Raw genomic sequence first — 14059 nt, forward strand, 5'->3', positions numbered from 1 at the left:
TGTTCATGCTGGCTGAGCAGCGAGAATGAGTCCAACAGATGGTTGCCATCACAGCGATCTCGTATCACGATGAATCCATGGAACTCCGCCAGCTCGCCTACGCCGTCGCTGTTGCCGAGACCGGCAGTTTCACCCGCGCGGCACACCGTTGCTTCGTGGTCCAGTCCGCGCTCAGCCATCAGATCGCCCGGCTTGAGGACGAGTTGGGCGCCCGGCTCTTCGAACGCACCAGCCGCCGGGTGCAGATCACTCCGGCCGGCGAGGTGTTCCTCGGGCCTGCCAGGGAAGCGCTGGCGGCCGTCGAGCGGGCCCGCAGCGAAGTGATCGCGTGCGGCAGCGAGGTGCGCGGCCGGCTGAGCATCGGCACCATCACCCCGCTGGCCGCCGTCGATCTGCCCGACCTGCTCGCTGCCTACCGGGACCGGTATCCGGCGGTACGCGTCACACTCCGCGCCCGCATGGTCAGGGACCTGCTGAGCGAGGTGCGCGAGCACGCCTGCGACATCGCCTTCGTGGACAGCAGGCCGGAGAGAACGACCGGGCTCGCGGTGCGGGTCCTGGCGCACGAGGATCTGGTCGCCATCGTCCCGCACGGGCATCGGCTGGCCGGGGCGCCCCGGGTCGCTCCGGCCCGCCTGGCGGAGGAGCCCATGGTCGACATGCCGCCCGGTTCCGGCATCCGCCGCCACAACGACGCCGCTTTCGCCGCGGCCGGTGTCCCCCGCACGGTCGCCTTCGAGGCCGACACCATGGCGCTGCTGGAACAGCTGGTGGCGCGCGGCCTCGGCATCGGACTGGTCTCCGCGCCGACGGCCGCCCGGATGCCCGCGGTGAGCACGGTGGCGCTGACCGATGTGCCGCCCAGGGCGGTCCAGGCGGTGTGGCTCGCCGCCGGGGCCTCACCGGCGGCGCGGGCCTTCCTCCAGCTCCTGCGCGAGCGGGCTCCGGACGCCCCGGGGCCTGAAGGTCCGGGGGCGTCCGAGTAGCGGCGGCAGGGCCGCCCTGCCCGCCCGAGGGGCGAGCCGCCGGGCCGGCCTCCCCTCAGTACATGCTCAGCAGCTGCTCCACGCTCAGCTCCGGCGCTGCCATGCCGTCCGGCAGGGCCAGTTCGAACCAGACCGTCTTCCCGCGCGGGGTCCGCCGTGAGCCCCAGGCCGCGCTGAGCAGTCCGACCAGCTGGAGCCCCCGGCCGCCCTCGTCCGTATCACGGGCGCGGCGTCGGCGTGGCTGGACCAGGCCCGCGTCCCAGACCTCGCAGACCAGTGTGCGGTCGAGCAGCAGCCGGAGCCTGATCTCGCCTTCGCCGTACCGCAGGGCGTTGGTGACCAGTTCGCTGACCAGGAGTTCGGTCGTGTCGACCAGGTCCTCCAGGCCCCAGGCAATCAGCTGCCCCCGGGCCAGCTCGCGGGCCCGGCCCACCGAGCGGGGCTCGCGGGGCAGTTGCCAGTCGCCGACCGCGTCGGACGGCAGGCCCTGGATACGGGCCATCAGCAGCGCGATGTCGTCCTCGCCGTGCTGGGTGTCCAGCGTGTTGAGCACATGGTCGCAGACGTCCTCAAGCGGGCGCTCCGAGTGGGTGAGGGCGTCGCGGAAGGCGCTCAGCCCCTCGTCCAGCGGATGTTCACGGGACTCGACCAGGCCGTCGGTGTAGAGCGCGAGGAGTGCGCCCTCGGGGATCTCGACCTCGACTTCCTCGAACGGTTCGCCGCCGACGCCCAGCGGCATACCGGGCGGTACGTCGAGCAGCAGGGCCTGTTCACCCGGTTCGACCAGGACGGGGGGCAGATGACCGGCGTTGGCGAAGGTGCAGCGCCGGGTGACCGGGTCGTACACCGCGTAGACGGCGGTCGCGAGATAGACCTCGGAGAGGTCGGCCTCACGTGTCTTGTGCGCGGCGCGCGAGGCCTGCTGGGTGCCGCTGGGGGTGCCGAGGCCGCGGGCGATCTCGTCCAGCGCTTCGAGTACTTCGGCGGGCTCCAGGTCGAGCAGGGCCAGCGTCCGTACGGCGGTGCGGAGTTCACCCATCGCTACGGCGGCCCGCAGCCCGTGGCCCATGACGTCGCCGACGACCAGCGCGGTGCGGTGTCCGGGCAGCTCGATGACGTCGAACCAGTCGCCGCCGACCTCGCTCGCCGTGTTGCCGGGCAGATAGCGGCAGGCGATGTCGAGCCCGGCCGCCTCTGGATCGCCGGGCGGCAGCAGGGAACGCTGCAGTATCAAAGCCCGTTCGTGTTCGCGCCGGTACAGCCGGGCGTTGTCCATGCAGACCGCGGCGCGCGCGGCCAGCTCCACGGCCAGCGAACGGTCCCGCTCCCCGAACGGCTCGCTCCCCTTCGTACGGGAGAACTGCACCAGACCGACCACCGTGTCGTGCGCGACCATCGGCACGGCGAGGGTGGACTGTACGTGGCTGCCCGGGGAGCCCGGTACGGAGCGCACCTTTCCGGTGCGCAGGGCGCTCGCACACGGCGAGTGGAAGGCGTAGTGGTGGACGGCGCCGAGCGCCGGCCCGTCGTCCGATTCCTTCAGCAGGACGTCGGACACCGCGCTGGCATAGGCGACGCGGCGCAGTTCGGCGCTGCCGTCGGCACTGCCCTTCGGGGACTCGTCACCGGCCAGCAGGCCCTGGTACAGGTCGACCGACGCCAGGTCGCAGAAGCCGGGGACGGACACGTCGAGGAGTTCTCTGGCGGTGGTCTCCAGATCGAGCGAATTCCCTATCCTGGAGCCCGCCTCGTTGAGCAGGGCGAGATTGCGCCGGGCGTTGGCGGCCTCGCGGGCCGCGACATGACGGCGCGTGACATCGGTGCCGAGGCCGGCGACGCCGATGGGGACACCGGCCCCGCTGTGCACGCGGTAGAGGTTGACCGACCAGTGCCTGCGCTCGGTGCTGCCGGGCGCCGAGCCGATCAGCTGGAGGTCGGTGACGGGGCGCCCGGACTCCAGGACCCGCTTCAGCGCCGCGGTCATCCGGTCGGCCTCGGCGCGGGCTAGATAGTCGTGGACCGTACGGCCGCGGTGCTCCGCCACCTCGTCACCGAAAAGCTCCGCGAACCGCTTGTTGACCCGGCGCACCGTGAGGTCCGTACCGAACAGCAGGAAGCCGAAGGGAGATTGGCCGAATATGGCCTGCGAGGACGCGAGGTCGGTTTCGATCCGCCGCAGCACCCTGACATCAACGATGATGCAGACAGCGGCCCTTCCGCCGTCGGCCGACTCCGTGGGCATCACATAGAGCTCGGCGAGCCCCTGCGTCTCCGGGCGGTCCGGCATCCGGAAGGGGACCAGACCGGTCCACTCCTTGCCGTCGAGGATTTCGCGGACCCTGCCGTGCCCTCTGCCGCGTACCTCCACGGGCAGGAAGACCTCGACCGGGTCCACGCCCACGGCGTCACGCGCGTCTACCCCGAACAGCTCTTCGGCCCGCTTGCTCCACTGTTCCACCAGCCCGTCGGCCCCGATCGAGAACGACGCAACCCTGATGTAGTCATAGATCGAACCGGGCGGACTGCTCTGCCATACGACATCGCCCGTCGCACCGGATATATCGCTCACGCGACCGTCCCCTCCAGCTCACCACGCACCGAACCGACCAAGGTGGCACCCGCAGTATTCAGCACTACGGTCCCCAGCGGCACGGCGTTCACGATCACAGCACGGTCTCAGTCACTTTCGGACACTCCGGCCGCGATCGAATCCCACCCTTCTCCTAACCAGGCTGAGCCAGCTCGAACCACACCGTCTTGCCCGATCTGCCGCGCGCAGTCCCCCAACGCTGCGCCGAACAGGCCACGAGCTGCAGCCCCCGGCCGCTCTCGTCGTCCGGTCCCGCCGTCCTCTCGCGGGGCGCATCCGGAAGCGGATCGGAAACCTCCACCCGGAGCGTGGCTTGATCCAGTCGCGCGACCCTGACCCCGATGGGGCCGGAGGCGTGCCGCATGGAGTTGGTCACCAGCTCACTCACGAGCAGCGTGGCGACATCACCGAACGGGCCGTCGAGTTCCCAGGTGCGCAGAGTGTCCCGGACCGCCCGGCGCGCGACGCGTACGGCATCGGGCTCGGCGGGGAAGGTCCACTCGGCGCATCCGCCTTCGGTGTCGATCAAGCGATCACTTCCCCAGGCCGACCACGGACATACGCTCTGACAAACAGGTGCTAACCAGCACATACCCTGTATCACCGATGGATATCGGCTACGCCGTGCCATATGCCGTACAGGGCCACGAACGGCGCACATCAGAGCGGGCGGACCAGCGTCTGGGCGTCAGCGCGGGCGGACCAGCGTCTGCGCGTCAGCGCGGGCGGATCAGCGCGGGCCTACCAGCCCGGGGTGCGTAAGCGCAGTGCGCGGGCTCCGGCCCGCGTCGCCCGTGAGGTCAGCCGGGGAGTCAACCATGAGGTCACCCCTGGAGCCCGGCCCTCAGACGGCGCGCCGCCTCGGCCACCGCGGGGCGGTCCTGGTCCAGCCAGTCGACGGTGTCGATCTCGTCCGGGCCGAGCCAGCGCAGCGCGTCGTGGTCCTCCAGCGGACGCACCTCACCGGAGATCAGCCGCGCGGTCCACACATGCAGCACGAGGCCGCGGCCGAGCGGCCATTCGCCGGGGATACGCTCCAGCGGCTCCGTCTCGACGCCCAGTTCCTCGCGCAGTTCACGTACCAGCGCCTGCCCGGCGCTCTCCCCCGGCTCGAGCTTTCCGCCGGTTCTCTAGGCTGTTCTCATCTGTCGGTTCATTACGCATTACTCTCGGAGCTGCGCACGTGAACATCCTCGAAAGCTGGACCGTTGACTTCTACGACTTCAACTCCCGGCCTCCCGATACCGAGGTCCTGGGGCTCCCCGCTCTCGGAGACCTGCACGAGCGAGCTGTCCGTAACGGAGCCCGTCACGGCACCCCCGTCATCCTGCCGCCGTCGGGCCGCCCCGACTTCCGGATCAACCTCTTCTTCCGGGAGGGCCGGATGGCGGCGTCCCAGCCCGGAACCTGGAGACGTTACGCCTACGCACTCGTCGTGTGGTTGGACTTCCTCGATGCCGTCGGCACGACCTGGGACCGGGCCACCGTCCGGGACGTCGAGGCGTTCAAGGACTGGCGGATCACGGACACGCGGAACACCGAACGCGTGCGACCCACCTCGTTCGACACCGACCGAGCCGGGCTCAACAGCTTCTACAGCTGGGCGAGTTCCAGGTTCGGCATCACCAACCCGGTCGCGACCGTCCGCACCGACGACGAGACCTCCACGCGGCAGGCGTACAGCCGAGGGCGCCGCGATCCGCTGCGCCCGGCCGGTTCCACGAGCCGTCAGGTGAAGTGGCTGCTTCGGGACGCCCTGGAGCAGTGGCGCGACATCGGTTTGCGCGGATACGGATTCGACGGCCTGCGACGCGCGGGGCGACAGACCGGTGGGTTCAACGAGGACCGGGACACCGCCTTCGTCGACGGCCTGTACGGGACCGGGCTGCGGCTGCGCGAGTGGGCGAGCGTGCTCGATGTCGAGCTCCCCGGATCGGGCGGCGAGCGGATGGGGACGGCGTGGCTCGCGGCGAAGTGCGTCAAGGGCGGGCGCGAGGGCCGAACGTACTGGATTCCCCGGCAGGTGCTGCGATCGGTCGACGGCTACCTGGATCCGCTGGAGGGCTCCCGGGCCGAGGTGATCAGCAGGGCGCAGCGGGAAGGGCGGTACGACCGGCTCAACGGCGTACGCATCGTCACCGGCCATGATTCCCGTGCCCGGAAACTGCGCGTGACTACGGCGGACGGTTCGGAAACCGTGGCCCTGGACGAGTTGTCGCCGGACGACCGTCGTCTGCTGTTCCGGCGGAATCCACAGGGTCTGGAACCACTGTGGGTGTGGCTTTCGGTGAACGGCCTGCCGAAGAAGCCGCACAGCTGGGAGGACACCTTCGACGCCGCGAACCGGCGGGTGGCCGAGGCGTGGCTGTGTAAGACCGATCCCGACGGGCGGGTGGGCGAGGACCAGCAGGAGCAGGTGCGGCGCGAATGTCCCCTGTGGGTGACACCCCACATGTGCCGGCATTCCTTCGCCCTGAAGTGGTTCTCGATTCTCTCGCTCCTGGAGGAGCGCCGCTTGGAGGGCTTCTCCCCCGACGAGATCGAGGACTTCCGCGACCAGCTCGGCGACATCTGGCTGCAGCTGGCCGTGCTGCTCGGGCACCGGCACCCCGACACCACACGCGAGTACTACCTGGAGCCCTTCACCGGCCTGCAGGTCTCGTACCTGATGGCGCTCCTGGACGACGACGAGCGGTCGGGCGTGGACACGTTGGTGAGGATCTTCGCACGGCACGGCGGGTCGGTCGTGGGCCCTGTCGTCGCGGCCGGAGGAGCGCGGTGAGGGGCGGGCGCCGGGCGGCGCTCCCGCCCTCCGGTTGGTCGCCGCCCGAGCGACTGCCCGGCGGGGTGGCAGGTGCGGTGGTGCTCTTCCACGAGGAGAGCACCGGGCGGACCGTCCGGTTCGACTGCTCCGACCTGCCGGTCACCGAGCCGGTACGGAACTGGCTGGTCCGACGACTGGCCGAACGGGCGGGTCCTCGCAGCGGGGTCAAGCGAGCGAGATCCTTCCGCACCGGCTACCAGGTCGTACGAGACTTCGCTCGGTCCCTCGCTGAGTGCGAACCGCCGCCGGGGCATCCGTCGGACATCACGGCCGAGCACATCCGCGCCTTCGCGTCCCGGTACGAGGATCCGCAGACCCGTCGGACCTGCGTGGCCCGCCTGCGGATCGCGCTGCGCGGCTGTACGGAACTTCCCGAGCCCGCGCGACGTGAGCTGTTCGAGACGCGACTGCCCGTCAAGCAGGTGTCCGAGCAGATCACGGCGTACTCCGAGGGCGAGTGGCAGCAGATCACGACGGCGCTACGGCGGGACGTCCGTCTGTCCCGGGACCGAGTCCGGGCCGGGATTCGCTTACTGGAACGCTTTCGTTCCGGCGAGGTCGACGAGGGAGACCCTGCCGCCGAGTTGGCGCACCTCCTGAACGTGATCGTGCGGACCGGTGATCTTCCCCGACGGAGCGACGGCGGCGGCAGCCCGGCCGTGCAGCGGTGCGGTGGAGTGGCCACGGTGATGCGCATGCTGACGTTGTCGCAGCAGGAGGCCACCGCATTCGCCCTGCTCCTGTCCGCGCTGACGGCGGAGAACATCGGCACGATCGGGAAATGGCCCGCTCTGCACCAGCGGCCGGACGGTGGCGGTGGCGGTGGCGGTGGCGGTGGCGGTGGCGGTGGCGGTGGCGGTGGCGGTGGCGGTGAGACGACGGTCGTCCTGGTAGAGCAGCGGAAGCCCCGACGCGGCCCGGACCGCGAGCACCGGGTGGCAGCCGTCGAAAACCTTCCGGTGTCCCTTCGGACCGTGTTGGAACGGCCCGCGCAGGACGAGGCCCTGTTCCACTCCCCGCTGCGGCTCTACGAACTCCTGGTGGAACTGACCGCTCCGGCTCGGCTGATCAGCGGCCTGCCCGGCGCCTTCGCCTATCGCCGGTTCGCCACTGCGGGGAAGTCGGACACGCTGTGGTCCGACGAAGTCCGTGTGGAGCGCTGGGCACGGAGCCGCGGCTTCCCCACCGTCAACCGCGCGGAGGAGGGCCGGCCCCCTGCCATCGACGTGCGGCGCATTCGCCAGACCGCTCTGGAAATCCAGCGCCGTCCCGTGTCGCACACCGCACGGACCCTGCGCGATCACTACCTGCGCCGTAGCCAGACCGTCCGGGACCAGAGCCGGACCCTTGTCGCCGAAGTCCTCCAGGCCGAGGTGGCCAAAGCTCGCGTGACCGCTGAGGTCACCGTGCTCCCGTCCCGCCTGCTCGCCCTGGCCGCCGAGGACCTGCCGACGGCAGCCGCGGAAGCCGGCCTCGCCCCGGAGACGCTGCGGGGCATGCTCGCCGCCGAACGCGACACCGCGGTCGTCGCCTGCCGCGACCACCGTGACAGCCCGCACGCTCCCGCCGGAGAGGCGTGCCCGGCCTCGTTCCTCCACTCCTGCCTGAACTGCCCGAACGCACGGGCCCTGCCGCACCACCTACCGGTACAGGTCGCGCTGCACGACCGGCTGGAAGCACTTCGCCCCAATCTGGATCCGCAGGTGTGGGAGACCCGTTACGCAACACCGCTGGCCCGGCTGCGCGACATCCTCGGCCACTACAGCCCTGCGGAACACGGCCACGCACGTGCCTCAGTCACAGATCAGCACCACGCCCTGGTCACCTCTCTTCTGGACGGACGGACCGACCTGCGATGACCCAGCCCGCCCACCTGTACGTCCCGGTGAAGGACGCCCCCGTTCCCTGGCCGGACGACGACGTCCCCGTGCTGCGCAACCGTCCCGTCCGGCTCGGCACCGACACCTCCCTCCTCTCCCACTTCGGTGACGACGTCTGGAACGTCCGCCCCGCCCACCGGGACGCCCACACGGATGTCGGCCACCTCAACCTGCTCGTCTTCCCCGGAGCGCTCCGCCGCCAGTTCCGCACCGTCCTGCTGGCCGCGCTCGACCACCCCCAGCCCGTGGAACCCGGCGGACGCCAGCGGCCCGCCGAGTACATCGGCATCGGCTCCCTGCCCATGCTGGTCCGCGGCCTGCGGCTGTTCGCCCACTGGATGCACGCCCAGGACCGTGGGCAGATCACCGACGTCACCGGCCATGACCTTGACACCTACCTGCGCCATGTCATCGGGACAAGCACGCCACCCCGGCTGAAGGCGAACGCAGTGAGCGCGCTACGCACCCTCTGGCTGTTTCGCGACGTCCTTCCCGCTCCGTGCCGCCTAGCCACCGGTTTTCCCTGGGCGGGGAAGGCCGCCAACGAACTCGTCGGCCACCGTGCGGCAGGCGGCGAGAACAAGCGCCCCCGTATCCACGAGGACACGATGGAGGCGCTACTCGCGTGGTCGCTGCACATGGTCGAGCAGATCGGTCCGGACATCCGCGACGCCTGGCAGGAATACGCGGCACTGTGCCGAGGCGAGCACCCATCCCAGGCGATCTACACAGGAACCACAGGGCCGCGCCTTCAGAAGTACGCGGACTTCTGCCGACGTACCGGCACTCCCCTACCGGGCACATCTGGTCCCGACGGCCCTGGGATCAACTACGGCCACGTGCTCCGCCTCATCGGCATGGACGACAAGGGCCAGTTCAGTCCGGCCCAGAAGCGCTGGCTGGCCGGACAAGGACTGCCCGTCGCCACGCACAGCACGGTGGGTGTCATCACGGGGCGGATCCAGGGAAGCCCCTGGCGTGACTCGCCCCTCACCGTGGCTGAGCTGCCTGGGCTGTGGCGCCGACTGATCGGCGCCCTGTTCACCGTCGTCTGCTACCTCTCCGGGATGCGCCCGGGAGAAGTACTGTCGCTGCGCCGCGACTGCCGCGGCGCGGACGAGACGACCGGACAGCTCGTCATCCACGGCCACCGCGGCAAAGGCTACGACCGCGCTCCCGACACACCGGAGTTCGCGGAGCCCACCCGCCCGTGGGTGGTCGTCGAGGTTGTCCATCAGGCCACCGCCCTGCTGGAATCCCTGCACGCCCAGCCCTATCTCTTCCCCGCGCAGTTGCGCACGGGCGTCTTCCGACCGTCCACGACGCATGCCCGCACCTGCCACTCGATCAACCGGGACATCGCCGACTTCGCAGCCTGGGTGAACCAGACCTTTCGCCGTGCAGACGGCAGCGCGCCCATCCCCGACGACCCCTCGGGAAACCTCAACTCCAGTCGCTTCCGCCGTACTCTGGCCCATTTCATCGTCCGCCGCCCGCGCGGCCTCATCGCCGCCGCTCTCCAGTACGGGCACGTCGACACCAAGGTGACGCTCAATTACGCGGGCGCACCCGACACCGAGTGGCTGCAGGACGTAGCGGTCGAGAAGCTCGAACTCGTCCTGGAGCAGATCAGCGACGACGCCCAACGACTCGCGGCGGGTGAGCACGTCAGCGGACCATCCGCCGACGAATACCGCCGCAGGATCACCGAAGTCGTCGACTTCCCCGGCCGCACGGTCATCAGCCCTCGCAGTGCCGCGCGACTCCTCGCCGGAACGGACCCCCAGGTGCACCACGGTGAGGGCATGACCTGCGTATGGCGCTCCGAAACGGCCGCCTGCCGCACCGCCCGCCTCACCCAGGGTCTGCCCGAACCGGCCGGGCCCGACGAGAGCGAATGCCGGTCCACCTGCACCAATCTGGCCTTCACCGACCGGGACATCGCCCACCGCAAGCAGGATCTCCGCGGCTGGGAGGCGGCAGCGTCCGACCCGCTGGCACCCCAGCCTCTGCGTGACCGGGCCTCGGCACAGGCCGAACGCATCACCTCGCTCGTCCACCGTCACGAGCAGAACCGCACCGAAGGAGCTTCGAAATGACCACCCGCCGCCCCCGTGACCTCAGCGCCGAACGCTCCGCAATCCGAGCCGCAGCCGATCGCCTTCTGGGAGGCGCCCCACTGCGCTCGGAATCCGGTCGTCTCACCGTCACCGAGCTTCTGCATGAATCCGGCCTGCGCCGGGACGCCCTCTATGGCGACCACAAGGACCTGGTCGAGGAGTTCCAGGCGAGCGTGCGTGCGCAGAACCACACCCCGGCCCTCACCAGTTCCCTTGCCGAGGAGAACGCCCGGCTGCAACAGAAGCTGACGGAGACCGCGTCCGCGCTGGCAAAGGAGCGCGAAGTGACAGCAGCTCTACGCCGCTTGGTCGCCGAGCTCGACCTGGAGCTGCACGCCGCCCGCGAGGGAGCCGGCCCCACGCGGGTCACCAGCCTGCCCGCGCGGCGGCGGCCGCACCGCTGATGACACACCCACTCAGTTCGCCAAGGTGCCCTGGTGGAAATACATCCGCCAGCCCGTCTCCGTCAGGCGCCACAGGGAGCTCCGCCATGCCCGGCGGCCCTGGTTGTCGGCGAAGTACGTCAGGTGAACGACGCCAGGGGCGAGGACGACGCCGGACATCTCACTGACCTTGACCGGAGAATCCGGGGACACCGTTCCGCCATTCGTCACCGTGAGGATCGACTCCGCGTCCCACCGGCGTCCAGAAGCCCCGATCTCGGTGAACTTCGCATCCAGAAGCTCCAGGACAACGGCCTGCGAAGCACGCACCTCAGGGTCGAGAAGCCGCAACTCCCCGTCGACGGCCGCTTGCACGGACCGCTCACTCTCATCCGCCATGCACCAACCCTACGGACACGCCTTCTCGGGGCACAGCGAATTGTTCGGGCGACTCAGGCGAGCATGCCGCCAGCCTTCAGGTCGTCGAAGAGCATCTGATCGACACGCGGCACAAGGTTCCGGTCGGCGTACGAGAACCAGGCCACCTCCTCAATCTCGCTGCTCGGCATCAGGTCTCCCTGGTACTCGGCGGTATAGCAGGCCATGCGCACCACGGTGCCGTTCAGGAGGCCGGGCGCCCCCGCCTCGTACGTCCCCGCATGGACGACGGTCTTTGGATCGAGCAGGACCGTCAGCTCCTCCTTGATCTCACGAACCAAGGTCTCCAGGTCGCTCTCCGCGCCCTCCCGCTTGCCGCCCGGGATGTAGAAAACGTCCTTCCCGCGCGGACGCCCGCACAGGATCCGACCACCCTCGATCCGCACCCAGGCCACCGTGTCAATCAGCACTGACAGCGCCCTCTTCCCTCTCATCCAGAATCTGGCTGAAAGGACACTACTGGGGCGGGAGGATCTGCCGACGCCGACCGGCACTCAGCCGACACCTCCACACCCGACAACCCACTTGCCTAATGAACGCCGGGCAGCTCCCAGCGGCCCGCCAGCTCGGGCGGCGCGCTGCGGCGCGCGGCGAGCAGCCGCCCCTGGTCGTACAACGCTCCACCCACGACGATGCGATCAGCCATGGAGCCGAGCGTATCGAGACCCCGGCGGGGTCCCGGTCCGCCCAGGACCCCGGACACCCGTCGCGGGGCCACTGCCTCGCTCTACTGCACACTCTGGCCGATGCGTTCGATCCAGTACATCTGCCGGTGCCCGCCGGCACCGAGGGCGTCGGCGGTCTGCTGCGCCTCGTCCCTCGTCGCGTACCTTCCGACGCGATAGCGATTGCCGTTGTCGTCCTCTCGTATCACCTGCCACAGAAGCATGGCATTCCCGTTGTCCGTCATCGCGTGCCCCCGTCGTACGCCGGCGTGCAGGCCATCTCTGATCCCCAGGAAACCGCAGTCTGCATATGCCCGAGCGTACGCCTGACCCTTACCGAGCGAATACGCATTCTCACAAAGAGGTACGCAACAAGCCACTCTGCAATTTCCATTGAGTACACGACGGAGCGTCAGGCCACCGCCGGGCCCACTCGGGGCCGCACCACGGACACCCTTCAGTTACCCAAGAGAGCAGGCGCCGCAACGGATTCGGGCCCAGCTCGCCCAACTCCCCGTCAAGAAACGGCGTCAACTGGCCCCGCGTCAACCGGGCCGGGCATCACCCGGCCCGGCGGCTCACTTCACCGGCAGGTGGTACGCGATGCGGTAGCGGTCGGCCGGGACGACGATGTCCGCCGTCTCCACCGCCCGCCCGGACGCGTAGTACGTACGGGAGATGACGACCACCACATGACCGGGCACGCCGCCGAGTGCGAGAAGTTCCTCGGCCAGACCGGGCCGGGCGCCGACCTCCTCGACGACGTTGTCCACGACGATGTCGATCGCGCCCATCCGTTCCACGACGCCGCAGCCGCCGAGCGGCCCCTCCTCGGGGAGCATCACCGGTGTACGCCCGGTGATCGCCAGCGGCTCCCAGGAGGTGGACAGCATCATCGTCTCGCCTGCGTCGCGGTAGACGTACCGCGTGCGCATCACCCGCTCACCCGAAGGAATGGCGAGCCGCAGCGCGACGTCGGTGTCCGCGAAGTCCTGCTCGCTGCTGGACTCCCAGGTGCCGCGCACGCTCTCGTCGGCCTGCTCCTGACGGAACGGCGTCGCACCGTCGGGCAGCCGGTAGCCGGAGCGGGCGATGCGGCGCGGGACGAGGCGCTCCCGGACATACGTGCCGGATCCGGAGCGGCCCTCGACCAGCCCCTCGGCCATCAGTACCTTGCGCGCTTCGAGTGCGACCGTGTCGGAGACCCCGTACTCCTCGCGGATGCGGGCCTGTGAGGGCAGTCTCGTGTGCGGTGGCAGCGAGCCGTCGGTGATCTTCTGCCGAAGATCACTCGCGACGCGCAGATAGGCCGGCTGCTCACCGAAAGTCACTGGCCACTCCCCCATGCAGGTTGACAGACCGCAACAGCGTGACAACCGTGGGTTGTTGGCCGCAAGCAGGGGCCTGAGTTTCACCCGAAGTGATGAAGAGTGCCCGGCGAAACCCTCCGTCGGCAGGGCACAGCTGGTCGACTTCGTTCAGCGCTGACCGATCGGCGATCGGCGATCGGCGCTCAGCGCGAGCCGGTGGGGCCTCGGGGAACGACGAACGCGGCTGCGGCGCACCGCATCGAATTGAACGGCGGTGCGTCGCAACCACGTTGGGTGATCGGGCCGGTGATCAGCCGAGCAGCTTGATGACCGCGTCGGTGGTGTCCGTCTCGCCGAGGCGCGGGAAGATCCGCTCGACGGCGTTGCGGTGGGCCTCCGGGTCCATGTCGGTGACGGCATCGGTGGCGACGGTCACGTGGTACCCGTGCTCCTGCGCCGAGCGGGCCGTCGACTCGACGCCGATGGCCGTGGCGATCCCGCCCAGGACGACCTGGGTGACGCCCAGGCGGCGCAGCTGCATGTCGAGGTCAGTGCCGTAGAAGGCGCCCCAGGTCTGCTTGGTGACAACGATGTCGGTGTCCTGCTGGTTCAGCTCGGGGACCAGCTCGGCCCAGTCCGCCGGGGGCGTGCCCTGCCGGGCGGGCGACTCGTTGCGGCCGGGTGCGCCGCCCGTGACGCGTACGAGGACGACCGGCAGGTCGTGCGCGCGGAAGGCGTCGGCCAGCCGCGCGGCACGCTCGATGATCTCGGCGGCGGGGTGCACGGTCGGCAGGCCGACGATGCCCTTCTGGAGGTCGACGAGGATCAGCGCGGTCCGGGTGTCGAGGGTGGTGGCTGTCATG

General features: G+C 69.8%; 12 protein-coding genes and 2 pseudogenes. 5 read left to right on the forward strand and 9 right to left on the reverse strand.

Translation table 11 applies throughout. The features are described from left to right. Positions 1–77 precede the first annotated feature (77 nt). Positions 78–986 carry a LysR family transcriptional regulator gene (locus OG452_RS11210; RefSeq protein ID WP_327295472.1) on the forward strand — a complete coding sequence of 303 codons (909 nt, stop codon included), beginning with the start codon at positions 78–80 and terminating at the stop codon, positions 984–986. Between the two features lie 55 nt (positions 987–1041). Here the strand turns inward: OG452_RS11210 and OG452_RS11215 are convergent, their stop codons facing one another. The 3 genes and pseudogenes from OG452_RS11215 to OG452_RS11225 form a co-directional block, all read right to left on the reverse strand. Next, complete coding sequence (locus OG452_RS11215) at positions 1042–3555, reverse strand: SpoIIE family protein phosphatase (RefSeq protein ID WP_327295473.1); 2514 nt, start codon at positions 3553–3555, stop codon at positions 1042–1044. Positions 3556–3709: 154 nt separating this feature from the next. Continuing rightward, the gene (locus OG452_RS11220) at positions 3710–4105 is read right to left on the reverse strand and encodes an ATP-binding protein (RefSeq protein WP_327295474.1); all 396 of its coding nucleotides are present in this window, start codon (positions 4103–4105) and stop codon (positions 3710–3712) included. A 295-nt stretch (positions 4106–4400) separates the two neighbouring features. After that, positions 4401–4700 (reverse strand): annotated as a pseudogene (locus OG452_RS11225) (NUDIX domain-containing protein); the annotation flags it as partial. A gap of 59 nt (positions 4701–4759) precedes the next feature. On the opposite strand from OG452_RS11225, the gene OG452_RS11230 reads away from it, so the two are divergent. The 4 genes from OG452_RS11230 to OG452_RS11245 are packed head-to-tail and all read left to right on the forward strand — an operon-like array spanning position 4760 to position 10804. Next, a complete protein-coding gene (locus OG452_RS11230; protein WP_327295475.1) occupies positions 4760–6358 on the forward strand; it encodes an integrase in 1599 nt (532 codons plus the stop codon). Next, on the forward strand, positions 6355–8259 hold the full coding sequence (locus OG452_RS11235; protein WP_327295476.1) for a hypothetical protein: 1905 nt from the start codon (positions 6355–6357) through the stop codon (positions 8257–8259). The genes OG452_RS11230 and OG452_RS11235 overlap by 4 nt, the downstream gene beginning before the upstream one ends. Continuing rightward, entirely contained in the window at positions 8256–10379 is a 2124-nt protein-coding gene (locus OG452_RS11240; RefSeq protein WP_327295477.1) for an integrase, read from the forward strand. The genes OG452_RS11235 and OG452_RS11240 overlap by 4 nt, the downstream gene beginning before the upstream one ends. Beyond that, entirely contained in the window at positions 10376–10804 is a 429-nt protein-coding gene (locus tag OG452_RS11245) for a hypothetical protein (protein WP_327295478.1), read from the forward strand. The genes OG452_RS11240 and OG452_RS11245 overlap by 4 nt, the downstream gene beginning before the upstream one ends. A gap of 12 nt (positions 10805–10816) precedes the next feature. Here OG452_RS11245 and OG452_RS11250 read toward each other — a convergent pair whose 3' ends face one another. The 6 genes and pseudogenes from OG452_RS11250 to OG452_RS11275 all read right to left on the reverse strand — a co-directional run bounded on the left by OG452_RS11250 (position 10817) and on the right by OG452_RS11275 (position 14058). Next, positions 10817–11182, reverse strand: coding sequence for a nuclear transport factor 2 family protein (locus OG452_RS11250; RefSeq protein WP_327295479.1), 366 nt, complete (start codon positions 11180–11182; stop codon positions 10817–10819). 53 nt (positions 11183–11235) lie between these two features. Next, positions 11236–11637, reverse strand: coding sequence for an NUDIX hydrolase (locus tag OG452_RS11255; protein WP_327299592.1), 402 nt, complete (start codon positions 11635–11637; stop codon positions 11236–11238). 122 nt (positions 11638–11759) lie between these two features. Beyond that, positions 11760–11867 (reverse strand): annotated as a pseudogene (locus OG452_RS11260) ((deoxy)nucleoside triphosphate pyrophosphohydrolase); the annotation flags it as partial. An 81-nt stretch (positions 11868–11948) separates the two neighbouring features. Then, on the reverse strand, positions 11949–12131 hold the full coding sequence (locus tag OG452_RS11265; RefSeq protein ID WP_327295480.1) for an SPOR domain-containing protein: 183 nt from the start codon (positions 12129–12131) through the stop codon (positions 11949–11951). Positions 12132–12464: 333 nt separating this feature from the next. Next, the gene (locus tag OG452_RS11270) at positions 12465–13217 is read right to left on the reverse strand and encodes a GntR family transcriptional regulator (RefSeq protein WP_327295481.1); all 753 of its coding nucleotides are present in this window, start codon (positions 13215–13217) and stop codon (positions 12465–12467) included. Positions 13218–13506: 289 nt separating this feature from the next. Beyond that, complete coding sequence (locus OG452_RS11275) at positions 13507–14058, reverse strand: isochorismatase family protein (protein ID WP_327295482.1); 552 nt, start codon at positions 14056–14058, stop codon at positions 13507–13509. Position 14059: the final 1 nt, after the last annotated feature.

This window comes from Streptomyces sp. NBC_01197 (assembly GCF_036010505.1).
In the GTDB taxonomy this organism is placed as follows: Bacteria; Actinomycetota; Actinomycetes; order Streptomycetales; family Streptomycetaceae; genus Streptomyces.